The following is a 22,991-nucleotide window of genomic DNA, read 5'->3' on the forward strand; positions in this document are numbered from 1 at the left end:
ACAGGCACAGAATGTATTCACTCGCGTTTTCGATTTTGTTTGTATCCTTCCTCGTTTTGACCCTGGCCGTGCGCTTCTGGCTCGCTTCGCGGCAGATTCGCCACGTGCTGGCCCACCGCGCCGCGGTGCCGCCCGAATTCGCGGAAAAAATCCCGCTGGCCGCGCACCAGAAGGCGGCCGACTACACGGTGGCGAAGACCAAGTTCGGCCTGCTGACCCTGCTGGTCAACTACGCCGTGCTGATCGGTTTTACCTTGCTGGGCGGCCTGCAATGGCTGGCGCTGCACCTGAATGAATGGATGGGGCCGGGCTCGCCCATGCTGTACCAGATCGGCCTGATCGCCGCCTTTGCGGCCATTTCCGGCCTGATCGACCTGCCCTTCGATTACTACCGCCAGTTCGTGCTGGAGCAGCGCTTCGGCTTCAACACCATGGCGCGCAAGCTGTTCTTCACGGACATGCTCAAGGGCGTGGGCCTGGGCGCGGCCATCGGCCTGCCGCTGATCTGGGTCGTGCTGACCTTGATGGCCAAGTCGGGCGACCTGTGGTGGCTGTACGCATGGTTCGTCTGGAGCGGCTTCCAGCTGCTGATGATGGTGCTGTTCCCGACCGTCATCGCTCCCCTGTTCAACAAATTCACGCCGCTGGCCGACGAAGCGCTGAAAAGCCGCATCGAAGGCTTGATGCAGCGCGTCGGTTTCGCCTCGAAAGGCCTGTTCGTCATGGATGGCTCGAAGCGCAGCGCCCACGGCAATGCGTATTTCTCGGGCTTTGGCGCCAACAAGCGCATCGTCTTCTTCGACACCCTGCTGTCGCGCCTGGCGCCGCAGGAAATCGAAGCCGTGCTGGCGCATGAACTGGGCCACTTCAAGCTCAAGCACATCGTCAAGCGCATCGCCATGATGTTCGTCATTTCGCTGGGTTTCCTCGCGCTGCTGGGCTTCCTGAAGACGCAGCCATGGTTTTACGCGGGCCTCGGTGTTGATCCTGTCGCCCTGGCGCTGACGGGCCAGCCGACGGACGCGCTGGCCCTGCTGCTGTTCATGCTGGCCTTGCCCGTCTTCACTTTCCTGCTGGGACCGTTGACGTCACTCAGCTCGCGCAAGCACGAATTCGAAGCGGACGCCTTTGCCGCCACGCACACGCAGGCGGACGACCTCGTCTCGGCCCTCGTCAAAATGTATGAAGACAATGCGTCGACCTTGACGCCCGACCCGCTGCACTCGGCCTTTTACGATAGCCACCCGCCGGCCAGCGTGCGCATCCGCCACCTGAAAGGGGCTACGACATGACTACGCCATCGACTTCGCAAGACCTGGCCCAACTGAGTTGCTCGCCGCGCCAGCAGGCGCTGGGCGACACGGACATCGCCACCCTGCATGCCCTGCTGCCCCAGTGGACGGTGCAAAATGGCAAACTGTGCCGCGACTTCGGCTTCAAGAATTACTACCAGACCCTGGCGTTCGTGAACGCCCTGGCCTATATGACCCATACGCAAGACCACCATCCGGAGCTCATCATTACTTACAAAACCTGCGCCGTGCGCTACGACACGCACTCGGTCAACCAGGGCGCCGGCGGCCTGTCCGAAAACGACTTCATCTGCGCCGCCAAGGCAGACCTCATCTACCAGAGCAGCCAGGTGTCCGCATGAGCGAAGGCAAGTTGACGGGCGTCATCATCGCCGCCCACGGCCGCCACTACCTGGCCGACGTGGACGGCGCCAAGCTGCAATGCGTGACGCGTGGCAAGAAAACCAATGTGGCCGTGGGCGACATCGTGCACCTGACGCGCACCTCGAACGACCAGGCCGTCATCGACCGCATCGAGGAACGCAAGACCCTGCTGTACCGCTCGGACCAGTACAAATCGAAATTGCTGGCCGCCAATTTGACGCAGCTGTTCATCGTCGTGGCGACGGAGCCGGGCTTTGCCGACGACCTGATCTCGCGCTCGCTGGTGGCGGCCGACGCGGCCGGCATCGAAGCGCGCATCATCCTCAACAAAACGGACGTGACCGCTTCGCTGGAACGCGCCCGCGAACGCCTGCTGCCGTATTCATCGATGGGCTATCCCGTCGATGAAGTGTCGGCGCGCGCCGAACCCGAGCACGCCGTGGCCACCCTGGCGCCCCTGCTGGCGGGCCAGTCGTCGATCCTGATCGGCCAGTCGGGCATGGGCAAGTCGTCGCTGATCAACCTGCTGGTACCGGATGCCGACATCGCCGTGCGCGAAATCTCGGCCGCGCTCGACACGGGCAAGCACACGACGACCTTTACGCGCCTGTACAAGCTCGACGAACTGGGCGCGAACAGTTCCATCATCGATTCGCCCGGCTTCCAGGAATTCGGCCTGTACCACCTGTCCGAAGGCATGCTGGAGCGGGCCTTCCGCGAATTCCAGCCGTATCTTGGCGGCTGCAAGTTCTATAACTGCCGCCACCTGATCGAACCGCAATGCGCCATCCTGCAAGCCTTGTCTGAAGGCAAGATCGCCAAGATGCGCCATACCCTGTACGGCCAGCTGCTGCACGAATCGGCGCAGACCTTGTATTGAACACGCATGGCGCCCGCCGCCGGGGTGGGCGCCAAGCCGATAAAAACATTACCACCGCGAATTAAACAGAATTAAATTCCGCTGCACAGCCCGCTTTCCGCCATTCATTCCAAAACCGTCCGTCGTCCGATTTCGCGTTTCATCGCCGGATTCCTGCGTTTCATCGCTTTGCGCTGGCATCGCACCGGTCCACTTGCTACCTTGGCATTGTCCCCGCCAGCGAACCTGCTGGAGACAACATCAGTCTAACTCCAACCAGCATTTTTGATCACAAGGTGAAATCATGAAAGCATCGTTCTCGCGTACCCTCGCCCTCGGTAGCGCCGCCCTCGTCCTCGGCCTGTCTTGCCTCAGCGCCAGCGCACTGGAAATCGGCGAACAGGACAAGGTCCAGATCTCCGGCAAGGTCTATAAACTGGCTCCGCAGGAATTCAGCCAGTACGGCAATAGCTACCAGCTCGACACGGGCGATACCTTGCTGCTGCGCCAGCAAGTGAACCGCTATTTCACGCAAATCAAGGGCCAGCCCGAAGTAGAACTGTTCGGCCGCGCGCCGGGCGTCTTTGAAACGGCCAGCGGCACCCGCATGGAATTTCGCAACGATGGCGACGTCATCGCCATTAGCGGACTGAACAATATTCCGGGCGCCGTGGCCAAGGCTGGCGAAACGGCCAGCACCGTGCACTTCGCTGGCCGCTAAAGCAAGCGGCACAGCAAACGACCGCAGTCGCCACGCTGTCCATGGGGCGTGCATCCGCCGGCAGGGGCTGGTGTACGCCCCGCCTGCTTTGCGCAGCCCGAAATGATGCGCGCAAAAAATACTGTCGAGCCTGCCAAACAACTGCATCCGAATGCAGCTTACAATGCGATCCAATAAGGTGTCACTGGCCGCTGGCCAACACCATCGCCTTGCAGGAGATTTCGGATGGAAATGTTCGCGCTCGAACATGACATTGCACAGTGGGAAGACACACTGCGGCCATTGCGCGCCTTGGAGCGCCTGCCCTTGCTGATGCTGCTGGCATGGCATTTACGCCAGCGCAACTGCGCACAAGCGCTGCACCATGCGGCCGAAGCGGCGGCCTTGCTGCCCCAGGCCCAACTGCCGGCCCATGCCCTGGCGATCGCGCAAGCGCGCCTGCAACTGGTCGAGGCAGAAGTGGCCTGGCTGCAAGGCGCGCTCGATACGGCCGAAAGCCTGGCCATGGCGGCGCACGCCACCCTGTGCGCACACGGCGACGGCGCCGGCTGCGCCGATGCCCACTGGCTGCTGTCCTCGATCGCCGTCGACCGCGGCGACCATGCCCGCTGCGATGCCGAACTGCTGGCCGCGGCGGAGCAAGCGCGCAGCGCCGGCGATGCGATGCGCGCCAGCCTGGCCGACGCGGCCACGGCACGCTGGGCCGTCTTGCGCGACGCCCCAGCCGCCCAGGCCCGCTGGGGCGCCGACTTCCAGGCCGACGGCACCAGCGGCAAGCTGCCCGCGCCACTGGCCGCCTGGGTGCACGATTTCCGCGGCTTGCTGGCGCACACCTCGCGCGACCTGGGCGCGGCCGCCGGCCACTACATGCAAAGCTATGAGGCGGCCCTGGAAAGCGGCCAGCTGCGCGGCGCGATCACGGCCGCCATCAATATCGGCGACTGTTTCTCCAGCCTCAACGACAACGAATCGGCCCTCGAATGGATGCAGTGCGCACTGGACCTGGCGCGCCCCACCGGCTGGCCGCGCAGCATCGGCGCCTGCCAGACGCATACGGCCGAAACCATGCGCAAGCTGGGGCGCCTGGCCACGGCCGAAGACTTGCTGCGCGAAGCGCTGCTGATCCTGGCCCCCGTGGCGGGCGCGCGCACCTATGCCAACGCCCTGTTCCACCTGGGCGAACTGAGCCTGGACAAGGGCGACTACGACACGGCGCTCGACGCCTTCAGCCGTCTGGCGCAGCGCGCCGAAGCGCTGGGCCAGGCCGACTTCCGCAGCATGGCGCAGCGCGGCAGCGCCCACGCGCTGTCTTACCTGGACCGCCCGGACGAAGCGCTGCAGGCGGCAGAGCGGGCTTGCCAGCTGGCTACCGCGCAGGGCGACGCCATGCACCAGGTGGCGGCGCTGCGCGTGCTGTCCATGCTGCATGCGCGCCACGACCTGCCGCCGCCCGCAGACATGCAGGAACGCAATCCCGCCCTGCATTTCCTGCACCAGGCGCTGCAGGTGGCCGACTCCATCGACGGCTATGTGCCGCCCGGCGAACTGCTCGATGCGCTGGCGCGCGAGTACGCGCATGCGGGCGACTATGCGCGCGCCTACGATATCGCCCTGGCGGCAGGCGTGGCGCGCGAAAAAAGCCACACCCAGCAGGCGAGCAACCGCGCCACCGCCATGCAGGTCTACCACCAGACGGAACATGCGCGCTCGGAAGGCTATCACCACCGCGAACTGGCCGCCTCCGAAGCACGGCGTGCCGAAGTGCTGCAGCAAACCAGCGACACCCTGGAACGGCTGTCGGCCATCGGCCAGGAAATCACCACCCACCTCGACGCCAGCGCCGTGTTCCAGGTGCTGGACCGCCACGTGCATGCCTTGCTGCCGGTCAACACCTTCGCCGTCTACATGCTTGATGCGGCGGGCACGGCGCTGCACCGCGCGCACGGCATGGAAGCGGGCCGGCCCCTGTCCGACAACGCCATTCCACTGAGCAACCCACGCGCCTATTCCGTGCGCTGCCTGCTGGGCCGGCGCGAAGTGTATATCGACCAGGTACCGCCGAAGCGCCACGCCTACACGGTGCCAGGCACCCTGCATAACCAGAGCGTGCTGTACGTGCCCTTGACGGTGGGCGAGCGCGTGCTGGGGGTGATGACGGTGCAGGCTTGCCATGCCCATGCCTATGGCGAACGCGAACGCCTGATCTTCCGCACCCTGTGCGCATACGGCGCCATCGCGCTCGACAATGCCAGCGCCTACCGGCAACTGCAGGACGCCCAGGCGCAATTGGCATCGCAGGAAAAGCTGGCTGCCCTCGGCTCGCTGATGGCCGGCGTGGCGCATGAACTCAATACCCCGATCGGCAACAGCCTGTTGATCGCCAGCACCATGCTGCAAAAGACGGAAGACGTGGAACGCCTGATGAACGGCCCCGGCCTGCGCCGCTCGGACCTGGCCGCCTACATCGACGATGCAAGCAAGGCGTCGGCGCTGGTGATGCGCGGCCTGCACAGCGCGGCCGACCTGGTCAACAGCTTCAAGCAGGTGGCCGTCGACCGCACCACCGAACAGCGGCGCCAGTTCGACCTGCAACAGGTGAGCAATGAAATCATCGCCACCGTCATGAACCGCATCCGCAGCTCGGGCCACCGCATCGAGACGGACATCGCGTTCGGCATCGCCATGGACAGCTATCCGGGTCCGTTCGGCCAGGTGATCACCAATCTGATCAATAACGCCCTGCTGCACGCCTTCGCTCCCGCGCCCAACGATGGCGCCGCCGGCAAGGGCTGCATGCGCCTGTCCGCCACGCTGGACGGCGCGCGCGTGCGGATCGTCTTCGCCGACAATGGCGGCGGCATCGCCGAACAGCATTTGTCGCGCATCTTCGACCCCTTCTTTACCACCAAGCTGGGTCAGGGCGGCAGCGGCCTCGGTTTGTCGATCAGCTACAACATCGTCACGGCCCTGCTGGGCGGCACCATCCAAGTGGCCAGCAGCCCCGCCGGCACCCGCTTCACGCTGGACTTGCCGCTGGTGGCGCCGCAGCTGGACGGGGCCGCGCCCGCCAGCATCTATTAATCCACCGCCCTTTGCCCGGGTGCAGGCTTGCCTATACAAGTACGCGCCCGGACGGTCTTTCCAATCTAAAAGCAAAACCCTTATAATTGAACGGCTGAAGTACTTGCCATTGCATTATTTTCAACTTGGCAAACCGCATCGTGCCGCGCGACAAACAAGCGCGGACACCGATCAACACAGCAGCGCGCCGGGCGAGGCAGTCATCAGACGAGATGTTGTACGCTGATGCAACCCGGCGGGAAAGGCACGCCGCCGGCGGCCTGCGCATCTTCAAGTGGTCATTATGTCGACAAAAAAACCGATCAAGCACTACCTCCAGTTCTCCGATTTCACGTTGGAAGAGTATGAATATGTGATCGAACGCGCCCATCTGATCAAGCGCAAGTTCAAGAATTACGAAATCTACCATCCACTGATCGACCGCACCCTGGTGATGGTCTTTGAAAAGAACTCCACCCGCACGCGATTGTCGTTCGAAGCCGGCATGCACCAGCTGGGCGGCGCCGCCATCTACCTGAACACGCGCGATTCCCAATTGGGCCGCGGCGAGCCGGTGGAAGACGCGGGCCAGGTCATGTCGCGCATGTGCGACATCATCATGGTGCGTACCTTCGGCCAGGAGATCATCGAGCGTTTCGCCGCCAATTCGCGCGTGCCGGTGATCAATGGCCTGACCAATGAACACCACCCGTGCCAGGTCTTTGCCGACATCTTCACCTACATCGAACACCGCGGCTCGATCGCCGGCAAGGTCGTCGCCTGGATCGGCGACGCCAACAACATGCTGTACTCGTGGCTGCAGGCGGCGGAAGTATTCGGCTTCCACGTCAACGTGTCGACGCCGAAGGGCTACGACATCGACCTGGCGCAAGTCAAGACCGAGCGCTACACCTTCTTCGCCAACCCGTCGGACGCGTGCGAAGGCGCGCACCTGGTCAACACGGACGTGTGGACCAGCATGGGCTACGAAGCGGAAAATGCGGCCCGTATCGCCGCCTTCGACGGCTGGATCGTCGATGGCGCGAAGATGTCCCGCGCCGCGCCCGACGCCCTGTTCATGCACTGCCTGCCCGCCCACCGCGGCGAGGAAGTGGCGGCCGAAGTGATCGACGGCCCGCAATCGGTCGTGTGGGACGAGGCGGAAAACCGCTTGCACGTGCAAAAAGCGCTGATCGAATACCTGTTACTCGGTAAAATCCAATAATTCGCCCGGCACTGCATAAAAACCTGGCAGCATCGCAATACATACATCGACAACGACAACTGGAAGCAATATGAGCGACATTAAAAAAGTAGTCCTGGCCTATTCCGGCGGACTCGACACCTCCGTCATCCTGAAATGGCTGCAAGATAACTACCAGTGCGAAATCGTCACCTTCACGGCCGACCTGGGCCAGGGCGAAGAACTGGAACCGGCACGCGCCAAGGCCATCAAGTTCGGCATCAAGCCGGAAAACATCCATATCGAAGACGTGCGCGAAGAATTCGTGCGCGATTTCGTCTTCCCGATGTTCCGCGCCAACACCGTGTATGAAGGCGAATACCTGCTGGGCACCTCGATCGCCCGTCCGCTGATCGCCAAGCGCCTGATCGAAATCGCCAACGCCACGGGCGCCGACGCCATCTCGCACGGCGCGACCGGCAAGGGCAACGACCAGGTGCGTTTCGAACTGGGCGCCTACGCGCTCAAACCTGGCGTGAAGATCATCGCCCCATGGCGCGAGTGGGATCTGCTGTCGCGCGAAAAACTGCTGAAGTACGCGGAAGACGCCGGCATCGAAATCGACATGAAGCACAAGAACGGCGGCGCGCCGTACTCGATGGATGCCAACTTGCTGCACATCAGCTTTGAAGGCCGCCACCTGGAAAACCCGAGCGCCGAAGCGGAAGAGACCATGTGGCGCTGGACCGTCAGCCCGGAAAACGCCCCGGACGAAGCGGAATACCTGGACATCGAATACGAAAAAGGCGATATCGTCGCCATCAACGGCGTGCGCATGTCGCCCGCCACCGTGCTGGCCGAACTGAACAAGGTTGGCGGCAAGCATGGCGTGGGACGCCTGGACCTGGTGGAAAACCGCTACGTCGGCATGAAATCGCGCGGCTGCTATGAAACCCCGGGCGGCACCATCATGCTGAAAGCCCACCGCGCCATCGAATCGATCACCCTGGACCGCGAAGTGGCCCACCTGAAAGATGACCTGATGCCGCGCTACGCGTCGATGATCTACAACGGCTACTGGTGGGCGCCCGAGCGCGTCGCCCTGCAAACCCTGATCGACCACACGCAGGAAACCGTGAACGGCTGGGTACGCATCAAGCTGTACAAAGGCAATGTCATCGTCGTGTCGCGCGATTCGAAGACGGATTCGCTGTTCGACATGAACATCGCCACCTTCGACGAAGACGGCGGCGCCTACAACCAGGCCGACGCCGGCGGCTTCATCAAGCTGAACGCCTTGCGCATGCGCATCGCCGCCATCGCCCGCGAAAAGCGTGGCCAGAAGTAATTAGTTGCCGGGAGGCACTGCCTCCCGCGCCAAGCAAAGCCGCCCACGGGCGGCTTTTTTACATTTGAAACGCACTCGACCACGATTTACGGCCCGGCGCGCGCCCGGATCACCCCCATTTTGCTGTGCGCGTGGCAAAATGCTACAGTGCAATTTAGAACACCTAACATAACCTACTGCGCGTCGCGATTTGCGGCCTCCGATGCTCACTGTGCATGCGCACAGTTCCGCGTCTCAGCCGCAACTGACTGCCGCTCGCTACGGTTCTGTAGGCGCTCTTTCGAAAAAATCCCGCTTCCGGAGCCCTCCCATGTTCAAAGACCTGAGTATCAAGAATAAACTGTACCTGGGCTTCGGCTCCATCGTGGCCATCATCCTGATCCTGCTGGGCGTGTCCTACAACAGCTTTTCGCGCCTGTCGGAAGCCAATGCGTGGGACCGCCACACGATGGAGGTGCTGGGCGAGATCGACAGGATTCACAATTCCATCCTGCAAATCCAGGTGGAAGCACGCGGTTTCGTTCTGACCGGCAGTGAAACGTCGCTGTCGCCGGAATCGAATGAAATGGACGTGCTGAGCCAGCACACGCAAAAAGCCATCGCCATGACGGCCGACAACAAGGTGCAGTCGGAACGCTTCCGCAAGATCGACGCGCTGACCACCACCTGGGTCAAGGAGTGGATCACCCCGCTGATCGAAAAACGCCGCGCGCTGGGCAATGCGCCCGGTGCCACCGAAACGGTGGCGCGCACCATGCCGGCCGGCGGCTACCCTGCCGTCAGGCAGGCAAACAAGCTGCTCGACGAAGTCGCCGCCGAAGAATCGCGCTTGCTGGCCGAACGCACGGCCACCACGACAAAATTGCAGGAAACCATGATGCTGACCCTGGCGCTGGGCGGCCTGCTGTGCGTGGCGCTGGCGCTGGGCATTTCCTACCTGCTGGGCCGCGCCATCCTCGGCCCGCTGAACAGCCTGACGGACGCCGTCGGGCGCATCGCCAGCGGCGACCAGCGCGCGCGCGCCACCATCCTCTCGCGCGACGAGCTGGGCAAGGTATCGGAAGAATTCAACCGCATGGCGCAAACGATTCAGGACAACCAGGCCAATGAACAGGCCGCCACCAACACCTTGCGCGCCAAGGTCGATTCGCTGCTGGAAGTGGTCTCGAAAGCCGCCTCGGGCGACCTGACGGGCAAGGTCGGCATCACGGGCAGCGACGCCATCGGCCAGCTGGGCAATGGCCTGGCGAAGATGTTTGAAAACCTGCGCAGCCTGCTCAACAATGTGCAAAAGGCCGGCATCCAGGTGACGACGTCTGCGACGGAAATCGCCGCCTCGGCGCGCCAGCAGGAAGCCACGGGCATCGAGCAGGCGCAAACGAGCGTGGAAATTCTCAGCACCACCAAGGAAATCTCGGCCAACACGAGCCAGTTACTCAAAACCATGGAAGACGCCACCGCCGTGGCCGACTACACGACGAATGCGACGGCCGAGGCGCAGAACAACCTCAAGCGCATGGATTCGACCATGCAGCACATGGTCTCGGCCACCGATTCCATCAACGCCAAGCTGGCTGCCCTGTCGGAAAAAGCCAGCAATATCAATAGCGTGCTGATCACCATCACCAAGGTGGCCGACCAGACCAACATTCTGTCGCTGAACGCCGCCATCGAGGCGGAAAAAGCGGGCGAAGCGGGTCGCGGCTTCTCCGTGGTGGCGACGGAAATTCGCCGCCTGGCCGACCAGACGTCCGTGTCTACCTGGGATATCGAGCAAATGCTCAAGGAAATGCAATCGGCCGTCTCGGCCAGCGTGATGGGCATGGACAAATTCTCGGAAGAAATTCGCCGCAGCGTGGGCGAGGTTCGGCAAGTGGCCGAGCAGCTGTCGTCCGTGATGGACCAGGTGCAGAAACTCACGCCGCAATTCGACGCCGTGCTGCAAGGTATGCAGTCGCAGGCCATCGGCGCCTCGCAGATTTCCGACACCATGATGCAGCTCAACGACGCCACGCAGCAGACGGTGGAGTCCTTGAAGGCCACCAGCGAAGCCGTGCACCAGCTGCAATATGCGGCGGGCGACCTGCAGTCGAGCGTGTCGACTTTCGCCGTCACCATCTGATCCCATGAAAGTGCTGCTCTTTCACATCGGACGCGACCGCTACGGCCTGCCCCTGGCCCGCATCGTGCGCGTCCTGCCGCTGCTGGAGCTGAAACAGTTGCCACTCACGCCAGACTACGTGGCCGGCCTGATGGACTTGCATGGCACGCCCGTGCCCGTGATCGACCTGTCGCGCCTGGCCGGGCTGCCGGCCGCCGCCGCGCAGTTCGACACGCGCATCGTCGTCGTCGACTACCGTGCGCCTGGCGGCGAAACCATGCACGCGCTGGGCTTGCTGGCCTCGCAGGTGCGCGGCATCGCCGACATCGACACGCTCCAGCTTGAAGACAGCGGCGTGGCGACAGTGCCCTTCCTGGGCCAGGTGGCCAGCGACGCCGACGGCATCGTGCAGCTGGTGGAACTGGAACACCTGCTGCCGCCGGACGTGCGCGCGCTGCTGTTCCAAGATGCGGGCGCGGCATGACGGCGCAAACCCTGCTGCGCCGCGCGACCGGCCTGTCCGTCTCCAAATCCGTGGCCGAGCGGGCCGTCGGCCAGCGCATGGAGCAAACGGGCTATGCCGATAGCGAAGCCTACCTGCAGGCGCTCACACCGGCCGAAATGACGCAATTGATCGAACTGGTGGTGGTGCCCGAATCGTGGCTGTTCCGCGACCCGCAGGCGTTTTACGCCACCGTCGAACTGGTACAGGAACGCTGGGCGCGCGGACGCGCCACGCGCATCCTGTCGATCCCGTGCGCGGGCGGCGAGGAACCGTATTCGATGGCCATGGCGCTGCGCGACGGCGGCGTGCCGAAACAGGCGTTCAGCATCGACGCCTACGACCTGAGCCCCGGCTGCATCGAGCGGGCGCAGGCGGGAATCTACGGCCGCAATGCCTTCCGCGCGCAGGACGTGGCCTTCCGCGAGCGCTATTTCACGCACGTGGCCGACGACGCCTACCGCATCATCGACTCCTTGCGCGAACAGGTGACCTTCAGACAGGGCAACCTGCTGCAGTTCGATACGGCCACCTACAGCCGCCACTACGACGTCATTTTTTGCCGCAACCTGCTGATCTACTTTGACAAGCCGACCACGCGCGCGGCCATCCAGAATCTGTCGGCCCTGCTGGCCGACGACGGCATGCTGCTGGCCGGCTATGCGGAAGTGCCGTCGTTCTGCCAGAATGGTTTTACGACGCTGCAGTTCCGCCAGGCTTTCGCCCTGAAGAAGGAAACGGCGGCGCCGGCCAGTCCCGTGCAGGTGGCGCCGCTGCCGGCCTTGCGCACCTTGCGCAGCGTGCCGCCCGCGCCAAGGCGCGCTGCAGTGGCAGCCACGCCCATCGCATCGGCGGCGCCGCGCACGCGCCCCGTGTCCGTGCCGCCGTCGCCGGCTGCGCAGGCCGCGCAAGCCGATTTGCTGGCCGAGGCGCGCCTGCTGGCCGACCGCGGCCAGTTGCGCGAGGCCGGCGAAAAATGCCACGCCCACCTGGCGAAAGTGCCCGAGGCGGCGGAAGCGTATTTCATGCTGGGCATCATCAATGAACTGGCCGGCAAGATGGACCTGGCCGACGACTACTGGCGCCGCTGCATCTACCTGCAACCCGACCATTACGAAGCGCTGTGCCACCTGTCCCTGCTGGCCGAACGCAATGGCAACCACACGGCCGCCGCCACCCTGAAGGCGCGCGCGGCACGCATCTACGAGCGCCGCCAGGCGTCCAACTAAGGGGCAAGCATGACAAATCTCATCGCCACCGAGTCCCCCGCCACCATCGACGACTGCTGGAACCATATCGGCGTGGTCGGCGACCAGAGCTGCCCCAAGCTGCCGGCCAACGTGCATTGCCGCAACTGCGACGTATATGCGGGCGCCGCCCAGCGCAACCTGCAGCGGCCCGTGGACGAACACTACCGGCGCGACTGGGCCAGCCACTTCCGCCAGATCGATGCGGGCGGCGAAGTACGCGACAGTTCGGCGCTGGTGTTTCGCATCGGCCGCGAATGGCTGGCGCTGCCCACGCGCGTATTCGACTCCGTGGCGCCGCAGGCCAGGCCGCACGCGCTGCCGCATCGCGGCGGGGGCGGCCTGGCGGGCATCGTCAATATCGGCGGCAAGCTGTATCCATGCATGTCGCTGGCCAGTTTGCTGGGCATCGACGAACAGGGCGCGCCGCCAGCCAAGGGCCGCCACACGTTTGCGCGCCTGCTGCTGATGCGCTGGGAAGAGCAGGCCTACGCGCTGCCCGTGGCCGACCTGCACGGCATCGTGCGCTACGCGTCGGGCGCCGTGCAGGCGCCGGCGGCCACCATCAACAAGGGGCTGTCGCGCTTCCTGTCGGGCGTGATCACCGAAGGCGACATGCGCATCGGCTGCCTCGACACGGCGCTGATCGGCTTTCAACTTGCGAGACTATTACGATGAGCCAGGACCAGCACGGCGACCTCAGTGCCTTTTCCATGCTGGACCTGTTCCGCATGGAAGCGGACAGCCAGACCCAGATTCTCACCGACGGCTTGCTGGCCATGGAACGCCATGCGGGCGACGCGGCCGCCGTCGAAGCGATGATGCGCGCGGCCCACTCGATCAAGGGCGCGGCCGCCATCGTCGGCCTGCAAGTGGTGGTGCAGCTGGCGCACGGCATGGAAGACAGCTTTGTCGCCGCCCAGCATGGGCGCTTGAAACTCACGCCCGAGCGGGTCGACGTGCTGCTGTCGGGCGTCGACCTGATCGTGCAGCTGTCGCGCCTGGACGACGCCGGCGCTGAAGCATGGCTGGCCGCGAATGCGGCGCAGATCGACCAGACCCTGAACGCCATCGCCGGCATCGCCGACCTGCCCGAATTGCCGGCCCTGCCCCCGGCGCCTGCGCCCATGCCTGCACCAGCGCCCTGGCCGCCGGAAGCGGCAGAACCGCAAGCGCCCGTGGCCAGCGGCCTGGCGGGGGATGAGCCGGAAACGGCTGCCCCGGCGCCGCGTACGGCGACCGGTGCAGGCGCACCTGCCAAGGCGCCGGCGCAAAACTTCGACAAACTGCTGTCGCTGGCCAGCGAATCGCGCATCAATGCGCACCAGATGCACCCGTTCGTCGGCGCCCTGCAGCGCTTCAAGCGCAACCAGAGCAGCCTGTTTTCCGCCATCGAGCACCTGCATGAAGCCATTGCCCGTTCGGCCGACCCGGGTCTGATGGAAAAGTCCTTGCTGGCGCTGCAAAAGACGCAGCCCCTGAAGCAATTCATGCTCGAGCACATCGCCGACATCGAGACCTATGAACGGCGCCTGCTGGCCGTCTCGCAAGGCATGGTCGACGAAGTGCTGGCCCTGCGCATGCGCCCTTTCCGCGACGGCATCCACGCGTTCCCGCGCATGGTGCGCGACCTGGCGCGCAGCCTGGGCAAGGAAGTGCAGCTGGAGATCGAAGGCGAAGACACCTTGGTCGACCGCGACATCCTGGCGAAGATCGAAAGCCCGCTGAACCACATGCTGAGAAATGCCATCGACCATGGCATGGAAGGCCCGTACGAGCGCATCGACGCGGGCAAGGAAGCGCTGGGCACGATACGCATGGAAGCGCGCCACCGCGCCGGCATGCTGAGCATCGAGATCAGCGACGACGGACGCGGCGTCGACCTGGAAAAAATCCGCCAGTCCGTCATCGAGCGCAAGATGGCCAGCCCCGCCATGGCCGCCGCGCTGTCGCCGGGCGAGCTGCTGGAGTTTTTGTTCCTGCCCGCCTTCAGCCTGAAGGAAAAGGCGAATCAATTGTCCGGACGCGGCGTGGGCCTCGACATCGTGCACGAGACGATACGCCAGCAAAACGGCACCGTGCGCCTGGAATCGGAACCGGGCCGCGGTTTCCGCGCCCTGATCACATTGCCGCTGACGCAATCGATCGTGCGCGCGCTGGTGGTCGACGTGCACGGCGAAGCGTACGCCATCCCCATCGTCAAGGTGGAAAGCGTGGTGCGCGTGCCGCAAGCGGCCATCCATACGCTGGAAAACAAGCAGTTCTTTGAACTCAAGGGCGAGCATCTGGGTCTGGTGTCGGCGGCGCAGGTGCTCGAACTGGGCGAAGCGGCCAACCAGGCCGAGGATTTGCCCGTGGTGGTAATCGGGCGCGGCAAGCAAAGCTATGCGCTGGTGGTCGACGCCATCCGCGGCGAGCAAAGCCTGGCCGTGCAAGCCATCGACCCGATCTTCGGCAAGATGCGCGACATTTCCGCCGCCGCCCTGCTCGACGACGGCGAGCCGGTGCTGATCCTCGACGTGCCCGATTTGCTGCTGTCGATCGACAAGCTGCTGCACGAGGGCGGCCTGCACCAGCTGGCGCAGGCCGGCCACGCCGAACGCCGCAAGGCCAAGCGCATCCTCGTCGTCGACGATTCGCTGACGGTGCGCGAGATGGAGCGCAAGCTGCTGCTGGCGCGCGGCTTCGACGTCGACGTGGCCATCGACGGCATCGACGGCTGGAACGTGGTGCGCAGCGGAGAATATGACCTGGTGATCACCGACGTGGACATGCCGCGCATGGATGGCATCGAACTCGTTTCGCTGATCAAGAAGGACCTGCACCTGCACAAGCTGCCGGTGATGATCGTGTCGTACAAGGACCGTCCGGAAGACCGCGCGCGCGGCCTGTCCGCCGGCGCCGACTATTATTTGACCAAAGGCAGCTTCCACGACGAGACCTTGCTCGACGCGGTGGCCGACCTGATAGGAGATGCCCGCTTATGAGCTGTCATTCATGAAAATTGCCATTGCCAACGATGTCGCCATGGCCGCAGAGGCCCTGCGCCGCGTGGTCGCCAGTACGCAGGAACACCAGGTGCTGTGGATCGCCCGCACGGGGCTCGAAGCCGTGCGCATGTGCGAGGGCAACCGTCCCGACCTGATCCTGATGGATCTGAACATGCCCGAGATGGATGGCGTGGAAGCGACGCGCCTGATCATGGAGCAAAGCCCGTGCGCCATCCTCGTCGTCACGGGCCGCCCGCAAGACAATGTCAACCAGGTCTTTCGCGCGCTGGGCGCGGGCGCGCTCGACGTCACGGCCACGCCCGTGCTGCAGGGGGAAGTGGGCGGCGACAGCGAACTGCTGGCCAAGATCAAGACCATCGGCAAGCTGATACGCCACAGCGCCGAAGCACCGCCGCCGCGCCAGGCGCCAGCCAATGGCGGTGAGCGGGGCGACGGCCAGGTATCGACCCTGGTGGCCATCGGCGCCTCGACGGGCGGACCGTCGGCCGTGGCCAAGGTGCTGTCCGGCTGGACGGCGCCGCCCGGCTGCGCCATCGTCGTGGTGCAGCACATCGATGAAACCTTCGCCTCGCACTTCGCCAAATGGCTCGATGACCAGCTCAGCATGCCCGTGCGCGTGATCGCCGATGGCGACGAACTGGTGGCAGGCAGCGTACTGATCGCCAAGACCAATGATCACCTGCTGCTAGATCAAAATTATCGTTTGGGTTACGATGCAGCACCACGCGACTATGTTTACCGTCCGTCCGTCGATGTCTTCTTCAACTGCGTGGCGCAGCATTGGCGCGGCGATGCCATCGGAGTATTGCTCACAGGCATGGGGCGCGACGGCGGCGATGGCTTGCTGGCCATGCGCCGCGCCGGCAAGACGACGATTGCGCAAGACCAGGCCAGCAGCGCCGTGTATGGCATGCCGCGCGCGGCTGCCGAACTCGATGCGGCGCAGCAAATCCTGCCATTGGATAGAATAGGCGCCAGCCTGCGCAGCCGCCTGGGCGCCAAGCTCAACAATGGGTGGGAGCCCTCCCCTAACATCTGAAAAGAATGCAATGCCAGAATTCTCCTCCAGCTTCACCCAGCATGAGCCCGCATTGACCGAATTCAAGGTCAGCGTGCTGCTGGTGGACGACCAGTTGATCATCGCCGAAGCAGTCCGGCGCATGCTCAGCGACCAGCAGGATATCGAATTTCATTACGTGACCGACGCCACGCAGGCGCTGGACACGGCACTGCGTTTGCAACCGAGCGTCATCCTGCAAGACTTGGTGATGCCGGGCATCGACGGCTTCGCCCTGATCCAGCTGTACCGCGACAACGCGGCGCTCGCGCATGTGCCCGTCATCGTCATGTCGGCCAAGGATGACCCGAAACTGAAGGCCCACAGCTTTGCCGTCGGCGCCAACGATTATGTGGTGAAACTGCCGGACCGCCTGGAGTTGCTGGCGCGCATACGCCACCATTCCAACGCACACATCAGCCGATTGCAGCGCGACCAGGCTTTTCGTTTCCTGCGCGAAAGCCAAAAGAATCTGGCCGACGCGAATATTGAATTACAGAAACTGGCCGCCCTTGATGGCTTGACGGGGATCGCCAACCGGCGCCGCTTCGATGAAACCCTGCAATTCGAATGGCAGCGGGGCCAGCGCGACAAGACGCCGCTGAGCCTGCTGTTCTGCGATATCGACCATTTCAAAAGCTATAACGACCATTTTGGCCACTTGGCGGGCGACCTGGGCCTGAAAAAAGTCGCCGCCGTGCTGACGGAACATTTGAAACGCCCGGCCGACCTGGCCGCCCGCTATGGCGGCGAAGAGTTCGCCCTGATCCTGCCGGAAACGGAAGCGGCCGGCGCGCTGCTGATCGCCGAGGCATGCCGGCGCCATCTGGAAGGCTTGCAGATCGAAAACCCGGCGGCAAGCAAAGGCATCGTCACCATCTCGATCGGCGTGGCCACCGTCGTGCCTTCGCCGGACTCGACGATTGAGCAACTGATCAACCGCGCCGACCAGGCCCTGTACGCGGCCAAGCGCGGCGGACGCAACAGCGTGCTGAGCGCCAATGACGTCCAAGACTGATTTTTAACAGCAAGGAAAGTGAAGCATGAGCACACAACTGGACAATGTCAGCGTCGTCAAGAAGTCGAATATCTACTTTGACGGCAAATGCGTTTCGCACAACGTCATCCTGGCCGATGGCACGAAGAAAAGCGTGGGCGTGATTTTCCCGTCATCGTTGCGCTTCAACACGGGCGCGCCGGAAATCATGGAAATCGTCGGCGGCCTGTGCAAGGTGCGCCTCGCTGACGCGACGGAATGGAACAGCTATGGCGCGGGCACGCAATTCAGTATCCCGGGCAATAGCTATTTTGATATCGAGACCGTCGAAACCGTCGATTACGTCTGCCACTTCGGTTAATCAGACAAACACAGGCTCGGGCGACAGGCGCACGCCATATTTCGCCTCTACATCATCCTGTATCGCTTCCGCCAGCCGGGTAATGTCCGCGCCACGAGCGCCGCCATTGTTCACCAGAACCAGTGCCTGCTTGGGATACACTCCCGCGGGCCCCAGGTTTTTCCCCTTCCAGCCACATTGATCGATCAGCCAGCCGGCAGCCAGCTTTTCCGTGCCATCGGGCTGCGCATGGTGCACCAAGGCAGGAAAACGTTCCAGCAAGGCCGCACACTGTTCGCGTGACACCACGGGATTCTTGAAGAAACTGCCCGCATTGCCGATCACGGCAGGATCCGGCAATTTTTTCCGGCGGATCGCCATCACCGTGTCGGCCACCTGCTGTGGCGTCGGCTCGGCAAGATTGCGCTCGGCCACGGCTTGCGCCAGTTCCGCATAGCGCAAGTTCGGCTGCCATTCGGCCGGCAAGGCAAATGTCACTTCCAGCACGATCAGTTCGCGCCCGTCCGCCTGCTTGAAGATGCTGTCGCGGTAGGCGAAGCGGCAAGCATCGCGGTCCATGTCGAAAACGATGCCGCTGCCGCTGTGCATGACGCTCACGCTATGCAGATAATCCTTGATTTCCACACCATACGCGCCGATATTCTGGATAGGCGCCGCGCCTACCGTGCCCGGGATCAATGACAGGTTTTCCAGCCCGCCCACGCCTTGCGCCAGGGTCCACTGCACGAAATCGTGCCAGTTTTCGCCGGCCGCGGCCGTGACGAGTATGGTCTCGAAGTCCGCCTGCGCCAGGCGCATGCCGCGCGTGGCCATGTGCAGCACGGCGCCGGGAAAGTCGCCGGTCAGCACGATGTTGCTGCCGCCGCCCAGTATCAGGCGCGGCATGGCGGACAAGGCGGGATCTTGCAGCGCGGCCTGCAATTGGGCCTGTGTAGTGATGCGTACGTAGGCGGCCGCGTTGGCCATGATGCCGAAGGTATTCAGGCGCTGGAGGTTGTAATTGTGTTCGATGGTGAGCTCTGCAGACATGGGATAGCGATTATTTTGCTCGATTATAGAGTGAAACCGACAAAAAACCAGCGCAAGACAAGGGCGACCTGCCCGTTGTCCGTTAAAATGTCGCATCTTTAACAGGGCCGTCCCATGGCGCAGAATCAGCCGCCAAGGCCCAGCGCGCCGAGCGTGCGCTCGCTTTAACAAGAAAAGGAACAGACCATGCCGTCATTTGATGTAGTCTCCGAAGCCGATATGATCGAAGTCAAGAATGCCGTCGAGCAATCCAACAAGGAAATCACGACCCGCTTCGACTTCAAGGGCAGCGACGCCCGCGTCGAACACAAGGAAAACGAATTGACCGCGTTCGCGGACTCGGAATTCCAGCTGAGCCAGGTGCGCGACGTACTGACCAACAAATTGACCAAACGCAAGGTCGATGTGCGCTTCCTCGACGAAGGCGACATCAAGAAGATCGGCGGCGACAAGGTCAAGCAGATCATCAAGATCAAGAACGGCATCGAATCGGATGATGCCAAGAAAATCGTGCGCGTCATCAAGGACAGCAAGATGAAAGTGCAAGCGAGCATCCAGGGCGAAGCCGTGCGTGTCACGGGCGCCAAGCGCGACGACCTGCAAGCGGCCATGGCCATGCTGCGCAAGGACGTGCCCGACATGCCGCTGGAATTTAACAATTTCCGCGATTAATTTCGATGATGCGCACGCTCCGGCCTGCGCTTGCACCGGCGTGGCGGCAAGCTGCCTCGGAGCACCTGCCCGCTTGGGGTAGAATTGAAGCTGCGCACAGCTACATGCGCCCGCGCGCCTGACCGGCAGCGGGCTTGACCGTACATCTGGCTCAGTGATAACCACGGTAGTCTAAGGATAGCAATGAAACGTGTTGATGATTTCCGCCTGCGATTTGGCAAAAAAGAATATGTGCCCATCATGATAGGCGGAATGGGTGTGGATATTTCCACGTCGGAGCTGGCCCTGGAAGCGGCCCGGCTGAACGGTATCGGGCATATCTCCGATGCCATGGTGGAAGACGTGTCGGATCGCCGTTTCGACACCACTTTCGTCAAAGACAAGACGAAACTGTACAAGTTCAACATCAATAACAGCGACAAGGCCGTGGTGCAGTTCGACCTGGGCCGCCTGGCGGAAGCGCAGCGCCTGCATATCGGCCGCACCATGGAAGCGAAAAAAGGCGATGGCCTGATTTTCGTCAATTGCATGGAAAAGCTGACCATGAACGGTCCGCGCGAAACCTTGCGCGTGCGCCTGAACGCGGCACTCGACGCCGGTATCGACGGCATCACCCTGTCCGCCGGCTTGCACTTCGGCTCGTTTGCCCTGATGGCCGACCATCCGCGTTTCCGCGATGCCAAGCTGGGCATCATCGTCTCGTCCGTACGCGCCTTGCAGATTTTCCTGCGCAAGAACGCCAAGCTGGACCGCTTGCCCGACTTCATCATCGTCGAGGGACCATTGGCCGGCGGCCACCTGGGTTTCGGCATGGACTGGGCCAATTACGACCTGCACACGATCACGGCGGAACTGCTGGCCTACCTGAAGGCCGAGCAGCTGGATATCCCGCTGATCGCCGCTGGCGGCATCTTCACGGGCAGCGACGCCGTTTCCTTCCTGGAAGCGGGCGCGGCTGGCGTGCAAGTGGCGACGCGCTTTACCGTCACCAAGGAATGCGGCTTGCCAAACAAGGTCAAGCAGGAATACTACAAGGCCTCGGAAGAAGACATCATCGTCAATGGCGTCTCGCCGACGGGCTACCCGATGCGCATGCTGAAGAACACGCCCGCCATCGGCGCCGGCATCCGTCCAGGCTGCGAATCGTATGGCTACCTGCTCGATGCGACGGGCAACTGCGCGTACATCAACTCGTACAACCGCGAAGTGGCAGCCCATCCGGAACAAAAAACCGTCGTCGTGATGGACAAGACTTGCCTGTGCACGCACATGCGCAACTTCAACTGCTGGACCTGCGGCCACTACACGTATCGCCTGAAGGACACCACGCACAAGCTCGACAACGGCGAATACCAGATCCTGACGGCCGAACACGTCTTCAAGGATTACCAGTTCAGCGTCGACAACCAGATCGCCCTGCCGGAAAAAGAAATCCTGGTAGCAAGCTGAATCTTGTCAGCCTGATATAAAAATGGCGCAGCCTGTGAAGGCTGCGCCATTTTTTTATGCGGGTAGCATGTGCCGCAATGCCCGTTCGATCGCGTCGAACTTGGGCCGCCGCAATACCTCGTCCTGCAGACAAGCATCCAGCATAGCCTGCAGGGCGGGCAAGGGCGTTTCGCAATGCGCGGCCAACTCGCCCAGCAGCACGCCAAAGGCGCGCGCTTCTATGCCTTGCAGCACCTCCCCTTGCGCCGAACCGGGCGCAAACATGGACGCCGCGCCAAAGTCGCCCAGCAGGCAGGCGCCGGCGTCCGCGTGCAGGATATTGTGCGCATACAGGTCGCCGTGCACGATGCCGTGCGCATGCAGCTGGCACACGGCCGAGGCGATGCCATGGGCAATGGCCAACGCTTGCGGAGGGTCAAAGCACGCGCCATCGGCATACACGTCGCGTGTGCAAGACTCCAGGCTCGGCGGGCCGGCCAGGTTGCGGTAGGCTGCGTCGATGAGCGGCATGACGAGCCCCAGCGCCCCGTGCGGATGCGCATCGAGCGTGCCGAGGATGGGAATCAGGCCCACGTGCGCACCGGCGCCGACACAGGCGGCCATTTCGCTGCGCGGCAAGCCATCGCTGGTCATCGCTCCCTTGAACACTTTGACGGCCACATCATCGACGCCATCCAGACGGGCATGGTAAATCACGCCCGATGCGCCCTCGCCCAGCTGCTGCGCCAGGTCCAGGCGCTGCCATGCCACGCCAGCCGCTCCCGTACCAGCCAGGGCCGCCAGCTCACGCGCTTCCGTAAAGGGATTGCCCGCATACGCGAGCCAGCTCAGGCGTGGCAAGGATAGCAGGCACTCGGGCAGTGCCGTGAAACGGTTCGCGGCAATGCGCACCAGCTCCAGCCGATGGCAAGCCGCCAAGGTAGCGGGCAAGTGGCTCAGGCAGTTCCCCGCCAGCATAAGTTTCTGCAGTTCACTGCACTTGCCCAGTTCATCCGGCATGGACTCGATGGCATTGTCGGTCAGGGTCAGCCAGCGCAGCCTCGGCGGCAAGGCTGCGGCCGGTACGTGGCGTATCCGGTTCGCCTTGAAACCGATCATTTCCAGGGCTAGACATGAACCAAGCACGGCCGGCAAGGTGGTGAACAGGTTATCCGAGCAAAAAATGATGCGCAGCTTGTGCAGGCGCGGCAAATCGTCGGGCAATGTGGACAACGCATTGCCTGACAGGTCGAGGATTTCCAGGCTGTCGGCCAAGTCGAAGATTTCGCGGGGGAATGCCGTCAAGCCGCAGGACAGTTTCAGGCGGCGCAGGCCGGCCAGTTGGCCAGCACGTAATTGTTCCAGTGTATGCACAGCAGACAAGATATCCCTTTCAAGGTAGCACGCGATCAATGCCATGCATAAAACCATTGGACGTAAATAACAACCGGGGCCAGACCCTCCATGCCGCTCACGCAAAGGTCATTGCTAACGGACGAGGGGTCTGACCGTAGGTCGGCTTAGCGCTGCGCGCGTAAGCCGACACCACCCGCAGCGTATCAAACCACCAGACGTAAAAAAACCCCAACCGGATCACCGGAAGGGGTTTTTTCGAATAACAAGCCTGACGATAACCTACTTTCACACTGGTTGCAGCACTATCATCGGCGCAAAGTTGTTTCACGGTCCTGTTCGGGATGGGAAGGGGTGGGACCAACTTGCTATGGTCATCAGGCATA

19 protein-coding genes and 1 rRNA gene are annotated in these 22,991 nt (G+C 63.0%); 17 read left to right on the plus strand and 3 right to left on the minus strand.

The genetic code is table 11. The features are described 5' to 3' along the window. Positions 1-11 precede the first annotated feature (11 nt). From MRBLMS1_RS09465 to ppnP, 15 genes are all read left to right on the plus strand, one after another. Entirely contained in the window at positions 12-1,292 is a 1,281-nt protein-coding gene (locus tag MRBLMS1_RS09465; protein ID WP_485879147.1) for a M48 family metallopeptidase, read from the plus strand. Next, positions 1,289-1,654: a 4a-hydroxytetrahydrobiopterin dehydratase gene (locus tag MRBLMS1_RS09470; RefSeq protein ID WP_485879149.1), complete on the plus strand. Its 366-nt coding sequence runs from the start codon at positions 1,289-1,291 to the stop codon at positions 1,652-1,654. The genes MRBLMS1_RS09465 and MRBLMS1_RS09470 overlap by 4 nt, the downstream gene beginning before the upstream one ends. Beyond that, a complete protein-coding gene (gene rsgA, locus MRBLMS1_RS09475) occupies positions 1,651-2,556 on the plus strand; it encodes a ribosome small subunit-dependent GTPase A (protein WP_034785059.1) in 906 nt (301 codons plus the stop codon). Before MRBLMS1_RS09470 ends, rsgA begins: the two co-directional genes overlap by 4 nt. Positions 2,557-2,839: 283 nt before the next feature. Next, complete coding sequence (locus tag MRBLMS1_RS09480) at positions 2,840-3,256, plus strand: hypothetical protein (protein WP_128140122.1); 417 nt, start codon at positions 2,840-2,842, stop codon at positions 3,254-3,256. A 225-nt stretch (positions 3,257-3,481) separates the two neighbouring features. Next, the gene (locus tag MRBLMS1_RS09485; protein WP_485879151.1) at positions 3,482-6,337 is read left to right on the plus strand and encodes an ATP-binding protein; all 2,856 of its coding nucleotides are present in this window, start codon (positions 3,482-3,484) and stop codon (positions 6,335-6,337) included. A gap of 283 nt (positions 6,338-6,620) precedes the next feature. Continuing rightward, a complete protein-coding gene (gene argF, locus MRBLMS1_RS09490) occupies positions 6,621-7,541 on the plus strand; it encodes an ornithine carbamoyltransferase (protein WP_139090833.1) in 921 nt (306 codons plus the stop codon). Positions 7,542-7,611: 70 nt separating this feature from the next. Beyond that, positions 7,612-8,847: an argininosuccinate synthase gene (locus MRBLMS1_RS09495; protein WP_035825961.1), complete on the plus strand. Its 1,236-nt coding sequence runs from the start codon at positions 7,612-7,614 to the stop codon at positions 8,845-8,847. A gap of 310 nt (positions 8,848-9,157) precedes the next feature. Further along, positions 9,158-10,969, plus strand: a complete 1,812-nt coding sequence (locus MRBLMS1_RS09500) for a methyl-accepting chemotaxis protein (protein ID WP_128140124.1) — start codon at positions 9,158-9,160, stop codon at positions 10,967-10,969. Positions 10,970-10,973: 4 nt separating this feature from the next. Next, positions 10,974-11,432, plus strand: a complete 459-nt coding sequence (locus tag MRBLMS1_RS09505; protein ID WP_485879152.1) for a chemotaxis protein CheW — start codon at positions 10,974-10,976, stop codon at positions 11,430-11,432. Then, complete coding sequence (locus MRBLMS1_RS09510) at positions 11,429-12,679, plus strand: CheR family methyltransferase (protein ID WP_485879153.1); 1,251 nt, start codon at positions 11,429-11,431, stop codon at positions 12,677-12,679. The genes MRBLMS1_RS09505 and MRBLMS1_RS09510 overlap by 4 nt, the downstream gene beginning before the upstream one ends. A 9-nt stretch (positions 12,680-12,688) precedes the next feature. Beyond that, positions 12,689-13,375, plus strand: a complete 687-nt coding sequence (locus MRBLMS1_RS09515) for a chemotaxis protein CheW (RefSeq protein ID WP_485879155.1) — start codon at positions 12,689-12,691, stop codon at positions 13,373-13,375. Further along, complete coding sequence (locus MRBLMS1_RS09520; RefSeq protein ID WP_485879157.1) at positions 13,372-15,684, plus strand: hybrid sensor histidine kinase/response regulator; 2,313 nt, start codon at positions 13,372-13,374, stop codon at positions 15,682-15,684. Before MRBLMS1_RS09515 ends, MRBLMS1_RS09520 begins: the two co-directional genes overlap by 4 nt. A 10-nt stretch (positions 15,685-15,694) precedes the next feature. Next, a complete protein-coding gene (gene cheB / locus MRBLMS1_RS09525) occupies positions 15,695-16,747 on the plus strand; it encodes a chemotaxis-specific protein-glutamate methyltransferase CheB (protein ID WP_485879159.1) in 1,053 nt (350 codons plus the stop codon). 10 nt (positions 16,748-16,757) lie between these two features. Beyond that, on the plus strand, positions 16,758-17,783 hold the full coding sequence (locus MRBLMS1_RS09530) for a diguanylate cyclase (protein ID WP_128140128.1): 1,026 nt from the start codon (positions 16,758-16,760) through the stop codon (positions 17,781-17,783). A gap of 25 nt (positions 17,784-17,808) precedes the next feature. Then, complete coding sequence (ppnP, locus tag MRBLMS1_RS09535) at positions 17,809-18,123, plus strand: pyrimidine/purine nucleoside phosphorylase (protein WP_072456264.1); 315 nt, start codon at positions 17,809-17,811, stop codon at positions 18,121-18,123. On the opposite strand, the gene murB is transcribed toward ppnP, so the two are convergent. Further along, positions 18,124-19,152, minus strand: coding sequence for a UDP-N-acetylmuramate dehydrogenase (gene murB, locus MRBLMS1_RS09540; RefSeq protein WP_485879161.1), 1,029 nt, complete (start codon positions 19,150-19,152; stop codon positions 18,124-18,126). It abuts the gene before it with no gap. Positions 19,153-19,338: 186 nt separating this feature from the next. On the opposite strand from murB, the gene MRBLMS1_RS09545 reads away from it, so the two are divergent. Both MRBLMS1_RS09545 and MRBLMS1_RS09550 read left to right on the plus strand, forming a co-directional pair. Then, positions 19,339-19,824 carry a YajQ family cyclic di-GMP-binding protein gene (locus tag MRBLMS1_RS09545; RefSeq protein WP_034759416.1) on the plus strand — a complete coding sequence of 162 codons (486 nt, stop codon included), beginning with the start codon at positions 19,339-19,341 and terminating at the stop codon, positions 19,822-19,824. Between the two features lie 183 nt (positions 19,825-20,007). Continuing rightward, positions 20,008-21,273 (plus strand): nitronate monooxygenase, encoded by a 1,266-nt coding sequence (locus MRBLMS1_RS09550; protein ID WP_070277935.1) that lies wholly within the window; start codon positions 20,008-20,010, stop codon positions 21,271-21,273. Positions 21,274-21,327: 54 nt separating this feature from the next. Here the strand turns inward: MRBLMS1_RS09550 and MRBLMS1_RS09555 are convergent, their stop codons facing one another. Both MRBLMS1_RS09555 and rrf read right to left on the minus strand, forming a co-directional pair. Next, positions 21,328-22,626 (minus strand): leucine-rich repeat-containing protein kinase family protein, encoded by a 1,299-nt coding sequence (locus MRBLMS1_RS09555; protein WP_485879165.1) that lies wholly within the window; start codon positions 22,624-22,626, stop codon positions 21,328-21,330. A gap of 248 nt (positions 22,627-22,874) precedes the next feature. After that, a 5S ribosomal RNA gene (rrf, locus tag MRBLMS1_RS09560) occupies positions 22,875-22,987 on the minus strand. Positions 22,988-22,991: the final 4 nt, after the last annotated feature.

It is taken from the genome of Massilia sp. LMS1-1-1.1 (genome assembly GCF_040815535.1).
In the GTDB taxonomy this organism is placed as follows: Bacteria; Pseudomonadota; Gammaproteobacteria; order Burkholderiales; family Burkholderiaceae_D; genus Janthinobacterium; species Janthinobacterium aestuarii.